This window comes from Amycolatopsis sp. NPDC051061, assembly GCF_040682935.1.
In the GTDB taxonomy this organism is placed as follows: domain Bacteria; phylum Actinomycetota; class Actinomycetes; order Mycobacteriales; family Pseudonocardiaceae; genus Amycolatopsis.
The window spans coordinates 65,801-81,923 of sequence record NZ_JBFBBZ010000004.1 but is presented as its reverse complement, the minus strand read 5'-3'; the positions used below and the strand labels follow the sequence as shown (position 1 = coordinate 81,923).

Sequence of the window (16,123 nt, the reverse complement as noted above, 5' to 3'; positions counted from 1 at the left end):
TCGCGGCGCGACGGCGGGGGGCGCTGCGCCACGGCGGCGGGGGAACGGTCACGCGAACACTGTACTTGACGCGAACGCCGTTCGTATGTAGAACGGTGTTCGTAAGACGAACAACGTTCGTGAAGGGGAGCTCATGACCACGACCACCGCCGAATCCGACGTCCGCGCCGTGCTCGACCTCCTCACCGAGGCCTGGAATTCCGCCGATGCCGCCGCCTACGCCCGGCTGTTCACCGAGGACGCGGACTACGTGACGTTCTTCGGGAGGAACTTCCCGGGCCGCGAGGCGATCGAAAGCTCACACCGTGCCCTCTTCGAGGGCCCGCTCAAGGGTTCCCAGCTGACGGGGCAGCTCGGCGCGGCGGCGAAGGTGCGGTTCGTCCGCCCGGACGTCGCCGTGGTCGTCGTCGGCGGTGGCTCCTCGGTCAGCGGCGCCGACACCACCGACGCGGGCCGTGAGTCGACCGTCAGCTTCGTGCTCGTGGAGGAGGACGGCGAATGGCTGATCACGGCGTTCCAGAACACGCGCGTCTCGGATCCGCGCGGGTGAAAACGCTTGCGGAGGTGTCGGGGGTCGTCGCGCGGCCGCCGGCTGAGGTGTTCGAGGAGCTGCGGCGCCGGGTGACCGCGGGTGGTTATCCGATGCGGACGGAGGTCGACGCCGAACGCGGTTTCCTCGCGGTGCAGGGCGGGTGGTGGTACCGCGGGGAGTACCGCGTCACGGCCGATCCGGCGGGCTCGCGGGTCGAGCATCGCGTGGTCAACGCGGCTACCTGGGGACGCTGGGGAGTCCCGCTGGCCAACCGGTTCTTCCTCGGCTTCCGAGCGCGGACGGCTGCCGCTTTTGCCCGGATGCTCGAAGAACTGGGGCGGCCCGGTGGCCATGGGCCGGATTCGGCGCGTACGGTGCTTAGGTAACCCTTAGTTCTTGCGAGGAGTTGTCGATGGCTGAAGCACCCCGGCGGTCCGGGCGTCCCGCGGTGCGGCTGCGGGTGCTGCGCACCGAGCGGCTGACCCCGCACATGATCCGGATCGTCGCGGGCGGCGAGGGCATCGCCGATTTCCAGCCCAACGCGTTCACCGACGCATACGTGAAGGTGCTGTTCAAGGTCCCGGGTGTCGAATACCCGGAGCCGTTCGACGTCCAGGAATGCCGGGCCACGCTGCCGCGGGAGCACTGGCCGCGGATGCGGTCGTACACGGTCCGGGCGTTCGACCCGCAGGCCGGCGAGCTCGTCTTCGACTTCGTCCACCACGGTGACGAGGGCATCGCCGGCCCGTGGGCGGCCGCCGCGCGGCCCGGGGACGAGCTGCTGCTGTCCGGTCCCGGCGGCGCGTACGCGCCGGGCACCGAGGCGGACTGGCACCTGCTGGCCGGGGACGAAAGCGCGTTGCCGGCCATCGCGGCGTCGCTCGAAGCGCTGCCGGCCGGTGTCCCGGCGCAGGCCGTGATCCTGGTCGAGAACGCCGACGAGGAGCAGTCGCTGGCCACGAAGGCCAACGCGCAGATCACGTGGCTGCACCGCGCGTCCGGCGGCGACGTCGTCGCGGCGGTGCGGGAGCTGCCGTGGCGCGAGGGCGTCGTCCAGGCGTTCGTGCACGGCGAGGCGGGGTTCGTCCGCGACCTGCGGCGGTACCTGCTCGACGAGCGCGGGGTGCGGCGCGAGCTGCTGTCGATTTCGGGGTACTGGCGCGTCGGCAAGGACGACGAAGCCTGGCGCGAAGAGAAAGCGGCCGAACGGGCTCGCGAGAGGTAGCAAGCCGGCCAAAAGCAGGCCGACCCCCGCACGGCTGGTAACCGTGGCCGCGAAGCCGTTCGGCCGTGGCTGTGACCGGATTGATGCCAACAGCACAGTAACCTCGCGGCATGGCGAACCTCAAGGTGGACGTCGACCCGGCCGAAGCCGGGTTCGACGCGGCCCGGCTTTCCCGGATCGACACGCATTTCGACCGGTATGTCGAGGATGGACGGTTACCGGGCTGGCTCGCGGTGGTGAGCAGGCACGGCCGGATCGTCCACGTCGGCAGCGGCGGGTACAGCGACGTCGAAGCGGGCACGCCGGTGGAGACCGACACGCTGTGGCGGATCTTCTCGATGACCAAGCCGATCACGTCGGTCGCGGCGATGATGCTCGTCGAGGACGGCCTGCTGGAGCTGGACGACCCGATCTCGCGGTGGCTGCCGGAGTTCGCTTCGCCCCGGGTGTTCGTCAAGGGGTCTTCGCTCAAGCCGTCGACCGAGCCGGCTCGTTCGCCGATCCGCGTGTGGCACCTGCTGACGCACACGGCGGGCCTGACGTACGGCTTCCACCACGGCCACCCGGTGGACGCGATCTACCGGGCGGCGGGCTTCGAATGGGGGACGCCGCCCGGGCTCGACCTGGCCGCGTGTTCGGCGCAGTGGGCGTCGCTGCCGTTGCTGTTCCAGCCGGGTGCGGAGTGGAACTACTCGATCGCGACGGACGTCCTGGGACGGCTCGTCGAGGTGGTTTCGGGTCAGCCGCTGGACGAGTTCTTCTCGTCGCGGATCTTCACGCCGCTGGGCATGACGGAGACGGGGTTCGTGGCTTCTTCTCCATCCCGCTTGGCTGCCCTCTACGTCCCGGATCCTGCTACTGGCCGTGCTACGCGCAACGAAGCGTTCGGCCGGCTGGGGACTTCGCGCCCTGACTGCCTTTCCGGCGGCGGCGGTTTGGTGTCGTCGGCTTCGGACTACTGGCGTTTCACGGAGATGCTGCTACGCGGCGGCGCATTGGACGACGTCCGGTTGCTGTCCCCGCGAACGGTGTCGCTGATGGCGAGCAACCACCTGCCGGGGCACGTGGACCTGGAGGAGTACGGGCGTCCGTTGTTCGCGGAGATGCCGTTCGACGGGCACGGGTTCGGGCTGGGGTTCTCGGTGCTGGAGGACCCGGTGAAGGCGCGGACTTTGTCATCGGCGGGGGAGTTCGCCTGGGGCGGGGCGGCTTCGACGGCTTTCTGGGTGGATCCGGATGAGGACTTGACGGTGGGGTTCTATACGCAGCTGTTGCCGTCTAGTACCTATCGGCTGCGGTCGCAGCTGCGGCAGCTGGTTTACCAGGCACTGGTGGACTGAGCGGGTTCCGCAACTACCGGACGCACGGTGGTGAGGTACCTCGCCACCGTGGTCCGCAAGTGGTCCGCGTGCTGGTAGATGTCCTCGACGCCGGCGATCGGCAGCCGGGTCTCGACCTTGTTCTCGTCGAACACGCCCAGGTACTTCTTCGACCGGTTGAACCACAGCCGGGCGATGGGCTTGCGGTTGTTGTCGTCCAGAAGGATGCCGAAGTAAGTCTGGGTGTCCCTCGCGGCGACTCGTGAGACGGGCACTTCGGCGCAGACGATGGCGCGGACGACGCGGAAGCCCTCGAGTTCGTCCTCGGTCGTGGTGACCCGCTCGGCGTCATCCGCTTCGGAGGCCTGCTCCGGTTGCGGCTGCTGCTCGGGTTGCGCGGTGCTCCCGCTCGACACGCTGACGTACGAGTCGGGTCCGCCGAGCGCGTTCTTCAGCCGATCGTTGACCTGCTCGTTCAGGAACTGGCGGGCCGCTTTGGCCACCAGCGGGCCGAACTGGTCCCGGACCCGCTGGGTGATCGCGCCTTCGTAGACTCGCGACGTCAGGAACTTCACCCATTCGTCCTCGGGCTCCTTGAACTGCGCCGCGAGGATGCGCTTCAGCTGCCCGATGTACTTCAGCTCGCCCGCGGCGCTGATGACCGAGTCGAGGTCGAAGGACTCCTTCGTGAGTTTGGCCAGCTCGGGCAGCAGCGTCTCGTCGATGTCGGCGAAGTCCAGCACGAGGAACGGCTTGGCGTCCATCCGGTTCGGCGCGTCGAGGTCGGTGTAGAACTCGTACACCTGACCGTTCGTCAGGACGGCGATCCGGGCGTTCGTGACGGCGAAGTAGCGGAAGAGCTGGGAAGCGTGTTCGATCCGGAGCGGGTCGTTGATCTTCTTGGCTTCGACGAGGACCTGCACCTGACCGTCGTGCACGATCGCGTAGTCGATCTTCTCGCCCCGCTTCGTGCCGACGTCGGCGGTGAACTCGGGGATCACCTCGGCCGGGTTGAACACGTCGTACCCGAGGACAGTGCTGATGAACGGCATCACGAAGGCGTTCTTGGTCGCCTCTTCGGTCTCGATGCCGTCCTTGTGCTTGCGGATCTTCAGGGCGAGTGCTTGCGCGCGCTCCGCGATGTCCATGCCGGTGCCGTTCTGTTGCGGGTCGAGGTGCCCGGCCTGGATCGGTGCGGTCGCGCGGTCTGTTACGGATTCCGCTGGAAAAAGGAAAAGCTCCGGCTCGCGGCATCGAGTGGCGCCTCGGGATGGTCGCGCAACTGGACCTCCGCCTCCGCGACCCCCTCCGCGATCACCCGCCGCCCCCGGGCGTAGTCCAGCAGCTCCGCCACCGGACGGTTGTCCGCCGAATACACCGCCGTGAACCGATCGAATCCGCGCTCCAGCGCCGCCAGCCCCAGCATGTGCAGCAGCGCTGAGGCCAGCCCCACCCGGCGCCAGGCCGGGGCCACCGCTATCGCCACCTCCGCCATCCGCCTGCCCGTTGCCTCGTAGCGGGCCACCGCCACTCCCGGGCCTTCCATCGAACGGGCCACCAAGGCGAACCGGCGCTCGTAGTCCAGCACCGTCAGCCGCTCCAGCAAACGGGGGGTCACTCTCGGCGCCGAGCCGCAAAAGCGTCTGCGCAGCGTCTCCGGGTCCGCGTTCCGGATGGCTTCGCCCAGCTCCGGCGCGTCCTGCGGGGTGAGCGGGCGGACCCGCACCCGGCGGCCGTCGCGGAGGAGGAGCGTGCGGTCGAATCCCGGGGGCGGCTGCGTCACCGCGCCACCCTAGCGGCCGCCCGATCGGGCGGCCGCGGGTTCACGAAAAACGAGTACGTTGCCAGTAAAGGGTTTCCAGGGGGAAGGACGGCCATGCGGCGGATCGGGATCGTCGGAGCGGGGCAAGCGGGCCTCGTCCTCGCCATCGGACTGCGCCAAAAGGGTTACGACGTCACGGTGTTCGCCGAACGCCCCGCCGAAGCCGTGCGCGAAGGACGGCTCGTCTCCAACCAGTGCCTCTTCCACCCCGCCCTCGAACGGGAACGCGCGCTCGGCATCAACTTCTGGGAGGCGCCACCCATCCGCGAAGTCGCTTTCGCCGCCGCCGGAGAAGGCGCCGAGCCCGCCCTCTCCTGGCGCGTCGGGCTCGACCGGTCGGCGCAGTCGGTCGACCAGCGCGTCAAGGTCGCCGGCTGGATGACCGAGTTCGCCCGCCTCGGCGGCGACCTCCGCCTCCGCCGCGTCACCCCGGCCGACCTCGACGCATGCGCCCGCGAGTTCGAGCTGCTCATCGTCGCCGCCGGGCGAGGGCCGCAGTTCGACGCGCTCTTCCCTCGTGACGACGAGCGCTCGCCCTACCGCGAGCCGCAGCGCGCGATCGGCATCCTCTACGTCGGCGGCACGCTCGACGCCGTACCGGGACTCACCTTCGGCATGGCGCCGGTCGGCGAGTTCTTCCTGCTGCCGGTGCTTTCCGTCCACGGCCCGGTGCACGGCATCGGCTTCTTCGGCCTGCCCGGCGGCCCGATGGACGTCTGGGATGACGTCGCCGACGTCGACCAGCACTACGAGACCGCCCGAAGGCTGCTGCGTGCGCACTACCCCTGGCAGACCACGCTGCTCGACGACGCGCGTCCCGTGGCGCCGACCGAGCTGCTGCACGGCCGGATCACGCCGGTCGTGCGGCACCCGGTCGGCACCCTGCCGTCCGGGGCGAAGGTCCTCGCGATGGGCGACACCGCGGTGACCAACGACCCGGTCGGCGGCCAGGGCGCCAACCTGGCCGCCCGGGCGGCGCGGGCGTACCAGGAGGCCATCGTCGAGCGCGGCGACCGCCCGTTCGACGAAGAGTTCATGCACGACGCCTTCGCCCGCTATTGGCACCACGCCCGGCACGCGACGCGCTTCACCAACGACCTCCTGGCCCCACCGCCGCCGCACGTACTGGCCACTTTGGACACCGCGCAATGCGTTCCCGAAGTGGCACACCGGTTCGCGCACCTCTTCGAGAACCCGGCCGACTACGAAGGCTGGCTGGGTGATCCCGAAGCGGCGATGGCCTACCTTCAGTCGAAGGGACCCCGGTCCGGGGCGCAGAGCGCGCCGCGGGCGGGCACGGAACCGGCGACGAAGTAGCGGTCGAGCGAGGCGTCCACGCACGCGCTCTTGCCGCGTGAGCCGTGGCCGTACGTGTCGAGGGTCAGCAGGTGCGCGTTGGCCAGCAGTTTTTCGGTCCGCTGGGCCCCGGCGTACGGCGTCTCCAGATCGCCCTGGCGGTTGGCGAGGAGCAGGATCGGCGCCGTCGGCCGGTTCCACGGGCCGGCGTAACGCCCGGTGTCCGAGACGTCCCACGTGGCGCACGGCAGCGTCTTGTAGACGTCGTACGGCCCGAAGCCGCGGCCGACCTGGTCGGCGCGCCGGGCGTAGTCCCACCAGACGGCCGGATCACGCGGGTTCGCCGCGTCCGAACACAGCGTCGCGCCGCCACCCAGCAGGGAGTCGACGTCCGGCGGGCCACCTGCCGACACCGGTGCGCGGGCCGCCGGGTCCGCCAGCGCCCGCAGGAACGCCGCCAGCTGGGGCGCGGCCTGGGCGTTGGTCAGGTAGTTGTGGATCGTGGCGATGGCGCTCTGGTAGGTGACGGCGACCTGCTTCCCGGCCGTGTCCGTCACGGTGATCGGGCCGGCTTCGAGCCGGTCCAGGATCGCGTCGTAGTCGAAGGCGCAGCGCGACGCGCATGCGTCCAAAAAGGACTGAAGAGCGCGAGGCCCGTCTTCGTAGCCGCGCAACCGGTAGCTCATCGGCCCGGAGCCGGTCGCCCAGCGCGCCGGGTCGTCGACGGCGTCGAGCGCGAGCGAGCCGACGCGGCCGGGGAACAGGTTCGCGTAGGTCTCGCCGAGGTAGGTGCCGTACGACTTCCCGTAGTACCGCAGCTTCGGCTCGCCGAACGCCGCCCGCAGCCGGTCGAGGTCACGGGCGATCGTCCCGGTCGACAGGTGGTCGGCCAAGGCGCCCGCGTTCTGTTCGCAGAGGTCGGTGACCGTGTGCGTGTCCGCGATCTGCTGCTGTTCGGCTTCACGGGTCAGCGGGAACGTGCCGAGCGCCCGCTGCAGGACCTCGAGCTGCGACGGATCGGTGAAGCAGTGGATCTTCGAGCTCGCGCCGACGCCGCGCGGGTCGAACCCGACGATGTCGAAGCGCGCGTGCAGGAAGGGCGTCAACGCCGGGGCGAAGCGCCCGGACGAGCCGGGGCCGCCCGGGTTGTAGAAGATGGTGCCCAGCTTGTGGGCCTGGTCGGTGGCGGGCAACCTCCCGACGGCGATGGACACGGTGCCGGCGGAAGGGTCCTGATAGGACATCGGGACGTCGAGGTGGCCGCACTGGTACCCGGCGCTGCACGCGGATTCCCAGACGATTCCGGCGGGGCTCGCCGCGGCCGCGGGCGCACTCAAGGCGACCACGCTCGCGGCGGCCCCCAGAGCCAGCGCAGCACGGAGTTTCGGAGAATTCATGGTCCTGATCGTCCCGCCGCCGGGTCCGGGGGCGCGCTGGTGCGCACCCCCGGAACCGGGGTAGGGCAGGCCCTACGCGGTCAGCTTCGGGATGATCTGCGAGCCGTACGACGCCAGCGTCGCCTCGCGGTCGTCGTGCATCAGGTACAGCGAGAACTGGTCCACGCCCAGCTCGGCCAGCTCCTGCAGCCGCTCGACGTGCGCGGAGGCCGGGCCCAGCAGGCAGAACCGGTCGACGATCTCGTCCGGGACGAACTCCGTCGACGGGTTGCCCGCTTTGCCGTGGTGGCTGTAGTCGTAACCTTCGCGTTCGCGGATGTAGTCGGTCAGCTCCCGCGGCACCGCGCCCGTGGCGCCGTAACGCGCCACCAGGTCCGCGACGTGGTTGCCGACCATCCCGCCGAACCAGCGCAGCTGCTCGCGCTGGTGCGCCAGGTCGTCGCCGACGTACGCCGGGGCCGCGACGCAGATCGTGATGCCGCCCGGGTCGCGCCCGGCCGCCCGCGCGGCGTCGCGCACCGCGCCGATCGTCCAGCGCGCGATCGCCGGGTCCGCGCACTGGAGGATGAAGCCGTCGGCGTGCTCGCCGACCGTCTTCAGCGCCTTCGGCCCGTACCCGGCCATCCACATTTCCAGGCGCCCGTTGCGGATCCACGGGATCTGCACGGTCGTCTCGTTCATCGTCACCGCGCGGCCTTCGGCGAGGTCCTTCACCACGCGCATGCAGTCGCGCACGGTGGCCAAAGTGGACGGTGGCTTCCCGACGACCCGGTGCGCGGAGTCGCCGCGGCCGATGCCGCAGACCGTCCGGTTGCCGTACATGTCGTTGAGCGTGGCGAACGTCGACGCCATCACCGACCAGTCCCGCGTGCCCGGACTGGTCACCATCGGCCCCACGACCAGCGACGACGTCGCCGCGAGGATCGCCGAGTAGATGACGAACGGCTCTTGCCACAGCACACAGGAGTCGAACGTCCAGCCGTAGCGGAACCCGGCGTCCTCGGCGTCCTTCATCAGCCGCACGACGTCCCGCGCGGGCGGGTCCGTCTGCAGCACGATCCCGAAGTCCATGGCTCCCTCAGTTCAGGTACTGGTTCAGCTCGCGCGACAGGAACTTCCCGTGCGACGTCGACCCGGTGAAGCCGTCGGGGGAGACGACGACGCGCCCACGCGAGAGCACGGTGTGCACGCGACCGGTCAGCTCGAACCCTTCGTACGCCGAGTAGTCCACGTTCATGTGGTGCGTCTCGGCCGAGAGGGTCTGCTTCGCGGCAGGGTCGTAGATCACGATGTCCGCGTCCGAACCCGCCGCGATGACACCCTTGCGCGGGTACAGCCCGAACATCCGCGCCGGCGTGGCCGAGCACGTCTCGACCCACCGCCCGAGCGTCAGCTCACCGGCGACGACGCCCTGGTGCAGCAGGTCCATCCGGTGCTCGACCCCCGGCATCCCGTTCGGGATGGCCCGGAAGTCGCCGCGCCCCAGCTCTTTCTGGTCCTTGAAGCAGAACGGGCAGTGGTCGGTCGACACCACGGACAGGTCGTTCGTCCGCAGCCCCCGCCACAGATTGGCCTGGTGCGACTTCTCCCGCAACGGCGGCGAAGCGACGTACTTCGCGCCCTCGAAGTCCGGCTTCGCCAGGTCCTCAATGGACAGATAGAGGTACTGCGGACACGTCTCGGCGAAGACGTTCTGACCGTCGTTGCGCGCTTCCGCGACCGCCGCAAGGGCTTGCGACGCCGACAGGTGCACGATGTACAACGGTGAGCCAGTCACCTTCGCGAGCTGGATCGCCCGCGACGTCGCTTCTCCTTCCAGTTCCGGCGGCCGCGTCAGGCCGTGGTGCACCGGGTCGGTGTTGCCCGCGGCCACCGCCTGCGCCGCCAGCTGGTCGATCGCGATGCCGTTCTCCGCGTGCATCATGATCGTAGCGCCGATTTCGCGCGCTTTCTGCATCGCCAGCAGGATTTCCCCGTCCGTGGAGTAGAACACCCCCGGGTAGGCCATGAACATCTTGAAGCTGCCGACCCCGCCGTCGACGCAGGCTTCCATCTCCTTCAACGACTGGTCGTTGACGTCGGAGACGATCATGTGGAAGCCGTAGTCGATCGCGCAGTTGCCGTCGGCCTTCGAGTGCCACTTGTCCAAGGTGGACAAGAGCGACGTCCCCTTGGCCTGCACGGCGAAGTCGATGATCGTCGTCGTGCCGCCCCAGGCCGCGGCCGTGGTGCCGGTCGAGAACGTGTCGACGGAGTGCGTGCCGCCGAACGGCATCTCCATGTGCGTGTGCGCGTCGATGCCGCCGGGCAGCACGTACTTGCCGGTGGCGTCGATCGTCTCGTCGCCGGAAAGCGTGCCGGGCGCGCCGACGGCGGCGATGGTCTCGCCGTCGACGAGGACGTCCGCCAGGAGAGCACCCGCCGGCGAAATGACCTGACCGCCCTTGATGAGCGTGGTCATCAGGCCTCCGTGAGCGGGCCGTAGGTGTCCGGGCGGCGGTCGCGGTAGAACGCCCACAGGTCCCGGACCTCGTCGAGCAGCGTCATGTCGAGGTCGCGGATGACCACCTCGTCCTCGGTGTCCGACGCGGCGTCGCCGATCAGCTGCCCGCGCGGGTCGGCGAAGTACGTCTGGCCGTAGAAGTCGTTGTCGCCCAGCGGTTCCTTGCCGACGCGGTTGATCGCGCCGACGAAGTACTCGTTCGCCACCGCGGCCGCCGGCTGCTCCAGCCGCCACAGGTACTGCGACAGGCCGCGGCTGGTCGCCGACGGGTTGAACACGATCTTCGCGCCCGCCAGGCCCAGCGCGCGCCAGCCCTCGGGGAAGTGCCGCTCGTAGCAGATGTAGACGCCGATGCGGCCCACAGCGGTGTCGAACACCGGGTAGCCCATGTTCCCGGGCCGGAAGTAGAACTTCTCCCAGAAGCCCTTGACCTGCGGGATGTGGTTCTTGCGGTGCTTGCCGAGGTACGTGCCGTCGGCGTCGATCACCGCGGCGGTGTTGTAGTAGACGCCGGGCTGCTCGACCTCGTACATCGGCACGATGAGCACGACGCCGTGGCGCTCGGCCACCTCCTGCATGAGCTTGGTCGTCGGGCCGTCCGGGATGCCCTCGGTGTAGGAGTAGTAGTCGGTGTCCTGCACCTGGCAGAAGTAGGGGCCGTAGAACAGTTCCTGCAGGCAGACGACCTGGGCGCCCTGTGAGGCGGCGGAGGCGATGTGGTCGACCGCCGCCTTGATCATGGACTCCTTGTCACCCGTCCACCGCTGCTGGATCAATCCGGCTCGGACGACGCTCACTTGCTTCCTCCTTGTGCTCATATGTTGTGGACCTCTTTGACGGCAGAGACAGGGCGGCGAAGACGACGAACGCGCCGACGAAGCCGACCACCCAGTTGTAGTCGTAAAGGGGCTTGAGGAACGGGATCAGGCCGCTGTCGGGGAAGGGCCCGCCATAGGCGCCACCGACCGCGAGCAGGGCTCCCACCAGCGTCGCGACCAGCGCGCGCCAGTTCCAGCCGCCGCTGAACCAATACACCCCATCGGGTGTGTAGAGGTCCTTGAGACGCAGCTTGGTGCGGGCGATCACCCAGTAGCCCGCGACGAGCACGCCGGCGACCGCGCCGAGCAGGCCGCCGTAGAAGCCGAGCCAGGCGAAGATGTAGATGTTCGGGTCGGAGTAGAGCCGCCACGGCTGGATGAGGACGCCGATGACGCCGGTGATGCCGCCGCCGACCGCGAACGTGATCTTCTTCGGGAAGGCGTTCGAGAAGTCGTAGGACGGGCTGACGACGTTGGCCGCGAGGTTCGCCGAAATCGTGGCCAGGACCAACGCGACCAGCGCGACGACGACCACGACCGGGCTGGTGAACCTGTCGGCCAGCTGCGCCGGGTCCCAGATGTCCTCGCCGTAGAGCACGTGCCCGCCCGACGTGGTCAGGATGGCCACGATGGCGATGAACGTCATCGTGGTGGGCAGGCCGAGGATCTGGCCGCGGACCTGCTTGCGCTGGCTGCCGCCGAAGCGCGTGAAGTCCGGCATGTTCAGCGAGAGCGTCGACCAGAACGCGATCATCGCCATCAGCGACGGCGCGAACACCTTCCAGAAGTCCGGGCCCCAGCCGAGCTTGCCGCCGTCGGACAGGATCGGGCCGAGTCCGCCCGCCTTGACCAGCACGTACCCGAGCATGATCAGGAAGCCGACCGACACGAGCGGCGCCGTCCAGTTCTCGAACTTGCGGACCGCGTCCATGCCGCGCCAGATGATCAGCATCTGGCCGATCCAGAAGACCACGAAGGACAGCCAGAGCGTCCAGTGCTGCCCGGCGATCTCCGGCGCGTCCCGCCACCACGAGCCGAGCAGCCGCCCGAGGATGACGTAGATGGCCTCGCCGCCGACCCACGTCTGGATGCCGAACCACCCGCACGCGATGAACGCGCGCAGCAGCGCGGCCAGGTTGGCGCCGCGCAAGCCGTAGAACGCGCGGGCGAACACCGGGAACGGGATGCCGTACTTCGTGCCGGCGTGGCTGTTGAGCAGCATCGGCGCGAGCACGACGAGGTTGCCGATCGTGATCGTGATCAGCGCCTGCACCCAGTTCATGCCGAGCGCGATCAGCGACGCGGCCAGGGCGTAGCTGGGGATGTTGTGGGCCATCCCCATCCAGAGCGCGAAGTAGTTGTAGGTGGTCCAGGTCCGTTTTTCGACCGGGACGGGGGCCAGCTCCTCGTTGAAGAACCGGCTGCCTTCGAGAGACCCGACGTCGGCGGGATCCAGTTCGACCCGGCCGTCGTCGTGCACGCGCTGGTCTGCGGGTGTCGGCGCCATTGCGGAATCCTGCGCGCCGGGTCGTGACCGGGGCAACGGCAGACTGTTCACTCTTCCCTGATCAGGAGTGCAGTCTGTCGATTGCGCGATCGGGGCCGGGGTGCATGACCTGCGTCACACATCTGGTCGTCACGAACCGGCAAAGCGGGTGAAACGTCTCCACAGGATCTCCACACTTCACGCGAACCGTCTCCACCGGGGGTGCATAGGGTCGTGGCCATGGAACTGGGTGGGCGGCGGGTGCTGGTCGTCGAGGACGACGTCACGATCGCCGCGTCGATCGCGGCGCGGCTGCGGGCCGAGGGATTCAACGTGGACGTCGCCCACGACGGGCCGGCGGCCGTCGAAGCGGACACGTCGTCGGAGCCGGATCTGGTGGTGCTCGACGTCATGCTCCCGGGGTTCGACGGCCTGGAGGTCTGCCGCCGGATCCAAGGGCGGCGGCCGGTGCCGGTGCTCATGCTGACCGCGCGCGCCGACGAGACGGACATGCTGGTCGGGCTGGGCGTCGGCGCCGACGACTACCTCACGAAGCCGTTCTCGATGCGGGTGCTGACGGCGCGGGTGCACGCGCTGCTGCGACGGGTCGATCGCTCGTCTTCGGTGGTGGGCACGCGGATCGTGCTGGGCGACCTCGAGATCGACGTCGACCAGCGGCGCGTCGCCCGGGCCGGCGTTGCGGCGCAGCTGACGCCGATCGAGTTCGACCTGCTGGTGCACTTCGCGCGGCGGCCGCGGGTGGTCCAGCCGCGCGAACGGCTGCTGTCGGAGGTGTGGGACTGGGACGTCCACGGCACGTCCGCGGGCACGCGGGCGGTGGACAGCCACATCAAGGCGCTGCGGCGGAAGCTCGGCGCGGATCTCATCCGGACGGTGCACGGCGTCGGGTACGCGCTGGAGGCGGGATCGTGAAGGCGTTGCTGGTCAGAGTGGTCGAGCTGCTGCCCCGGCCGCTCGACGGGATCCGGTCGATCAAGCTGAAGCTGGCGATCCTGATGGTCGCGTCCGGCGGGGTCGCGTTCGCGTTCTTCAACTGGCAGATCGGCTGGTTGCCGCCCAAGACGACGATCACGGCGATGGTGCTGGCGCTGCTGCTGTCGCAGGTGCTGGCGCACGGGATGACCCGGCCGCTGCGCGAGATGACGGCGGCGGCGCGGGCGATGGCGAAGGGCGACTACACGCGCCGGATCCGCGCGACGACCCACGACGAGGTGGGGTCGCTGGCGGAGGCGTTCAACCAGATGGCGGGCGATCTGGGGGACGCGGACCGGCAGCGGCGCGAGCTGGTGGCGAACGTGTCCCACGAGCTCCGCACGCCGATCACGGCGTTGAGCGGGGTGCTGGAGAACCTCGTCGACGGCGTCGAAGATCCCGATCCCGCCACTTTGAAGACCGCCTTGCAGCAGACCGAACGGCTGGCGACGCTGGTGGACGAGCTGCTGGACCTCTCGAGCCTCGACGCGGGGGCGATTCCGCTGCACAAGACGTCGTTTTCGCTTGGCTCGCTGTTGTCGGAGGCGGTGTCGGAGGCGGCTCTGGTGCGCGGGGTGACTTTCACGGTGTCGGTTTCGCCGGAGGACGCGGTCGTGCGGGCGGATCGCGGGCGGCTGTTCCAGGTGGTGGCGAACCTGCTGGAGAACGCGGTCCGCCACGGCCCGGCGGGCGGTTCGGTGCAGGTGCTGGCCGAGGTACGGCCGGGCGAGGTGCGCGTCGACGTGTGCGACGAGGGGCCGGGGATCGCGCCGGCCGACCGGGAGCGGGTCTTCGAGCGGTTCACGCGCGGGGAGCGGCCGTCGGGCGGGGGGACGGGGCTGGGGTTGGCGATCGCGCGGTGGGCGGTGGAGCTGCACGGGGGGACGATCGGGGTGGTGGAGCCTTCGGCGGGGGTCGGGAGCCGGATCCGGGTGACGCTGCCGACAGGCTGAGTTTTTCGGCGCGGCGGCGGCGGCGGGCCAGCCGGTGCCGGCCGCGAATGACTCATTCGCGGCGCCGGAGGTCTCGAATGAGTCATTCGCGACCTTTGAAACCGGTGGAGCGGGCGGTGCGCGCGGTGACATTTGCGAATGCGAACGAGAGTGGGGGAAGATGCCGAAGAGCAAGATCGGTGAGCCGGGCTCGGAGAAGCGGGTGCCGAGGGGAAAGCGGCCGACGGGAGGCGGGCCGGGGCTCGGTGGGGCCGCGGGAGTGGCTGCCCCTGAAGCCATGACTGGAGCCCGGGCCGGCGGTGTTGCCGTGGCCGCGCCGCCCGTCCTCCTGCGGCCCATCCCGCCGCCCAGGTCCGCCGTCGTCCCGCTTCCTCCCGCCGTCCTGCCCGCCGCCGGGCTCGCCGGGGTGGCCGCCGCCCTCGTGCTGCCCGTCGACCGGCCCGGAATCGGGTGGCTGCTGGCCGGCCTGGCCGTCACCCTCGCCGTCTTCCTCGCCGACCGGCGGTCGCGAGACGGCGCCACGTCCTTCACCTGGGGCAGCGCCGGCTGGGCCTTTCTCGCCCTCGCCCTGCTCGGGATGGGCGCCGTGCGGGCGTCCGGGTGGCTGTTCGTCCTTTGCGTGCTCGGGGCCGTCGTCACGGGCTCGCTCGCCGTCGTGGGAAAGCGGACCGTCAACTCCGTCTTCTACGACATGCTCGCCGTCCCCCTGGAGGCCCTGCGCGCCGTTCCCTGGGCCGGCCGCGGAGTGGGACGCTTCGCCGCCCGCCGCGACGGCGTCGCCCGGCGGATCGGCCTCGCCGTGCTGGCCACTGCCGCGCTCGTCGCCGTGTTCGTGCCGCTGCTCGCCAGTGCCGACGCCGCCTTCGCCGCCGTCGTCAACGCCGTCATCCCCGATCTCAGCCTCGACGTCCTGGTGCGCTGGTGCTGCGTGTTCGTCATCGCGGCGCTGCTCGTCGCCGGAGCCTGCTACTTCCTCGCCGCCCCAGCGCATCGCGCGGCAGCAAACCGTCCATACCGGACCAAGTATGGTCTGGAGTGGACGGTCCCGCTCACCGTCCTCGTCCTGCTGTTCAGCGTGTTCGTCGGCGTCCGGCTCGTCGTGCTGTTCGGCGGCACCGGGTACGTCCTGCGCACCGGCAACCTCACCTCCGCCGAGTACGCCCGCGGCGGCTTCTGGCAGCTGTGCGCCGTCACCGTGCTGACGCTGGCCATCGTCGCCGCGGCGCTGCGCTGGGCCCCGAACGTCACGAAAGCCGACCGGCTCCGCCAGCGCGTCCTGCTGGGTGCGCTGAGCGCGTTGAGCCTGGTGCTCGTCGGCTCGGCGTTGAGTCGCATGTGGACGTACCAGGAGGCCTACGGCTTCACCGTCCTGCGGCTGCTGGTCGAGGTCTGCGAGCTGTGGTTCGGCGCGGTGTTCGTGCTGGTGCCGGCGTCCCTGGTCAAGCTCCGTTCGGCGTGGCTGCCCCGCGCGGCGATCGGCACCGCCGCCGCGGCGCTGCTGGTGCTCGCCGTCCTCGACCCGGAACGTCTCATCGCCGGCGCCAACCTCGACCGCGCGGCCGCCGGGAAGCCCCTGGACCACCACTACCTGGCGGGCTTCTCCGCCGACGTCGTCCCGGTGGTCTCGGCCCGGCTGCCCGAGCCGCTCCGGACGTGCGTGCTGCGAGAAGTCCTCGCCGGCGACACCCCGGACAGCTGGCCGGCCTGGAACCTCAGCCGATCGAGCGCCCGCGACGTGACTCTCGGCGACTGCTGAACCGCCGGCGCGGGCTGTGCGTA

15 protein-coding genes are annotated in these 16,123 nt (G+C 70.0%); 8 read left to right on the top strand and 7 right to left on the bottom strand.

Annotated features, from left to right (window positions below; all coding sequences use genetic code 11):
• The first annotated feature begins 133 nt into the window (after positions 1-133).
• The 4 genes from AB0N03_RS06860 to AB0N03_RS06845 all read left to right on the top strand — a co-directional run bounded on the left by AB0N03_RS06860 (position 134) and on the right by AB0N03_RS06845 (position 3,097).
• Positions 134-550, top strand: coding sequence for an SgcJ/EcaC family oxidoreductase (locus AB0N03_RS06860; protein ID WP_364366539.1), 417 nt, complete (start codon positions 134-136; stop codon positions 548-550).
• Complete coding sequence (locus tag AB0N03_RS06855) at positions 547-918, top strand: hypothetical protein (RefSeq protein ID WP_364366536.1); 372 nt, start codon at positions 547-549, stop codon at positions 916-918. The genes AB0N03_RS06860 and AB0N03_RS06855 overlap by 4 nt, the downstream gene beginning before the upstream one ends.
• Positions 919-944: 26 nt before the next feature.
• On the top strand, positions 945-1,757 hold the full coding sequence (locus AB0N03_RS06850) for a siderophore-interacting protein (RefSeq protein ID WP_364366533.1): 813 nt from the start codon (positions 945-947) through the stop codon (positions 1,755-1,757).
• Positions 1,758-1,867: 110 nt separating this feature from the next.
• Positions 1,868-3,097 carry a serine hydrolase domain-containing protein gene (locus AB0N03_RS06845; protein ID WP_364366530.1) on the top strand — a complete coding sequence of 410 codons (1,230 nt, stop codon included), beginning with the start codon at positions 1,868-1,870 and terminating at the stop codon, positions 3,095-3,097.
• On the opposite strand, the gene AB0N03_RS06840 is transcribed toward AB0N03_RS06845, so the two are convergent.
• On the bottom strand, positions 3,076-4,224 hold the full coding sequence (locus tag AB0N03_RS06840) for a type I restriction endonuclease (RefSeq protein ID WP_364366527.1): 1,149 nt from the start codon (positions 4,222-4,224) through the stop codon (positions 3,076-3,078). The genes AB0N03_RS06845 and AB0N03_RS06840 overlap by 22 nt on opposite strands.
• Before the next feature lie 62 nt (positions 4,225-4,286).
• The gene (locus AB0N03_RS06835; RefSeq protein WP_364366524.1) at positions 4,287-4,859 is read right to left on the bottom strand and encodes a GNAT family N-acetyltransferase; all 573 of its coding nucleotides are present in this window, start codon (positions 4,857-4,859) and stop codon (positions 4,287-4,289) included.
• A gap of 93 nt (positions 4,860-4,952) precedes the next feature.
• Here AB0N03_RS06835 and AB0N03_RS06830 point away from each other — a divergent pair, with 93 nt between their 5' ends.
• Entirely contained in the window at positions 4,953-6,215 is a 1,263-nt protein-coding gene (locus tag AB0N03_RS06830) for a styrene monooxygenase/indole monooxygenase family protein (RefSeq protein ID WP_364366521.1), read from the top strand.
• On the opposite strand, the gene AB0N03_RS06825 is transcribed toward AB0N03_RS06830, so the two are convergent.
• The 5 genes from AB0N03_RS06825 to AB0N03_RS06805 form a co-directional block, all read right to left on the bottom strand.
• On the bottom strand, positions 6,146-7,591 hold the full coding sequence (locus AB0N03_RS06825) for an alpha/beta fold hydrolase (protein WP_364366518.1): 1,446 nt from the start codon (positions 7,589-7,591) through the stop codon (positions 6,146-6,148). The two genes, AB0N03_RS06830 and AB0N03_RS06825, sit on opposite strands and share 70 nt — an antisense overlap.
• 72 nt (positions 7,592-7,663) lie before the next feature.
• Positions 7,664-8,662: a TIGR03842 family LLM class F420-dependent oxidoreductase gene (locus AB0N03_RS06820; RefSeq protein ID WP_364366515.1), complete on the bottom strand. Its 999-nt coding sequence runs from the start codon at positions 8,660-8,662 to the stop codon at positions 7,664-7,666.
• Positions 8,663-8,669: 7 nt separating this feature from the next.
• Positions 8,670-10,052 carry a dihydropyrimidinase gene (hydA, locus tag AB0N03_RS06815; protein ID WP_364366513.1) on the bottom strand — a complete coding sequence of 461 codons (1,383 nt, stop codon included), beginning with the start codon at positions 10,050-10,052 and terminating at the stop codon, positions 8,670-8,672.
• Positions 10,052-10,834, bottom strand: a complete 783-nt coding sequence (locus tag AB0N03_RS06810; RefSeq protein WP_364367151.1) for a nitrilase-related carbon-nitrogen hydrolase — start codon at positions 10,832-10,834, stop codon at positions 10,052-10,054. The genes hydA and AB0N03_RS06810 overlap by 1 nt, the downstream gene beginning before the upstream one ends.
• Before the next feature lie 10 nt (positions 10,835-10,844).
• Positions 10,845-12,419, bottom strand: a complete 1,575-nt coding sequence (locus AB0N03_RS06805; RefSeq protein WP_364366511.1) for an NCS1 family nucleobase:cation symporter-1 — start codon at positions 12,417-12,419, stop codon at positions 10,845-10,847.
• A 219-nt stretch (positions 12,420-12,638) separates the two neighbouring features.
• Here AB0N03_RS06805 and AB0N03_RS06800 point away from each other — a divergent pair, with 219 nt between their 5' ends.
• The 3 genes from AB0N03_RS06800 (at position 12,639) to AB0N03_RS06790 (ending at position 16,100) form a co-directional block, all read left to right on the top strand.
• The gene (locus AB0N03_RS06800; protein ID WP_364366508.1) at positions 12,639-13,331 is read left to right on the top strand and encodes a response regulator transcription factor; all 693 of its coding nucleotides are present in this window, start codon (positions 12,639-12,641) and stop codon (positions 13,329-13,331) included.
• Positions 13,328-14,344, top strand: coding sequence for an ATP-binding protein (locus tag AB0N03_RS06795; protein ID WP_364366505.1), 1,017 nt, complete (start codon positions 13,328-13,330; stop codon positions 14,342-14,344). Before AB0N03_RS06800 ends, AB0N03_RS06795 begins: the two co-directional genes overlap by 4 nt.
• A 277-nt stretch (positions 14,345-14,621) precedes the next feature.
• Positions 14,622-16,100, top strand: a complete 1,479-nt coding sequence (locus AB0N03_RS06790; protein ID WP_364366502.1) for a DUF4173 domain-containing protein — start codon at positions 14,622-14,624, stop codon at positions 16,098-16,100.
• Positions 16,101-16,123: the final 23 nt, after the last annotated feature.

Excerpts from the sequence above, each read along its gene's own strand:
- AB0N03_RS06800 (WP_364366508.1), top strand. The coding sequence starts at position 12,639 with ATGGAACTGGGTGGGCGGCGGGTGCTGGTCGTCGAGGACGACGTCACG.
- AB0N03_RS06790 (WP_364366502.1), top strand. The coding sequence starts at position 14,622 with ATGACTGGAGCCCGGGCCGGCGGTGTTGCCGTGGCCGCGCCGCCCGTC.
- AB0N03_RS06850 (WP_364366533.1), top strand. The coding sequence starts at position 945 with ATGGCTGAAGCACCCCGGCGGTCCGGGCGTCCCGCGGTGCGGCTGCGG.
- AB0N03_RS06840 (WP_364366527.1), bottom strand. The coding sequence starts at position 4,224 with ATGGACATCGCGGAGCGCGCGCAAGCACTCGCCCTGAAGATCCGCAAG.
- AB0N03_RS06845 (WP_364366530.1), top strand. The coding sequence starts at position 1,868 with ATGGCGAACCTCAAGGTGGACGTCGACCCGGCCGAAGCCGGGTTCGAC.
- AB0N03_RS06820 (WP_364366515.1), bottom strand. The coding sequence starts at position 8,662 with ATGGACTTCGGGATCGTGCTGCAGACGGACCCGCCCGCGCGGGACGTC.
- AB0N03_RS06830 (WP_364366521.1), top strand. The coding sequence starts at position 4,953 with ATGCGGCGGATCGGGATCGTCGGAGCGGGGCAAGCGGGCCTCGTCCTC.
- hydA (WP_364366513.1), bottom strand. The coding sequence starts at position 10,052 with ATGACCACGCTCATCAAGGGCGGTCAGGTCATTTCGCCGGCGGGTGCT.
- AB0N03_RS06860 (WP_364366539.1), top strand. The coding sequence starts at position 134 with ATGACCACGACCACCGCCGAATCCGACGTCCGCGCCGTGCTCGACCTC.
- AB0N03_RS06825 (WP_364366518.1), bottom strand. The coding sequence starts at position 7,591 with ATGAATTCTCCGAAACTCCGTGCTGCGCTGGCTCTGGGGGCCGCCGCG.
- AB0N03_RS06810 (WP_364367151.1), bottom strand. The coding sequence starts at position 10,834 with ATGATCAAGGCGGCGGTCGACCACATCGCCTCCGCCGCCTCACAGGGC.
- AB0N03_RS06805 (WP_364366511.1), bottom strand. The coding sequence starts at position 12,419 with ATGGCGCCGACACCCGCAGACCAGCGCGTGCACGACGACGGCCGGGTC.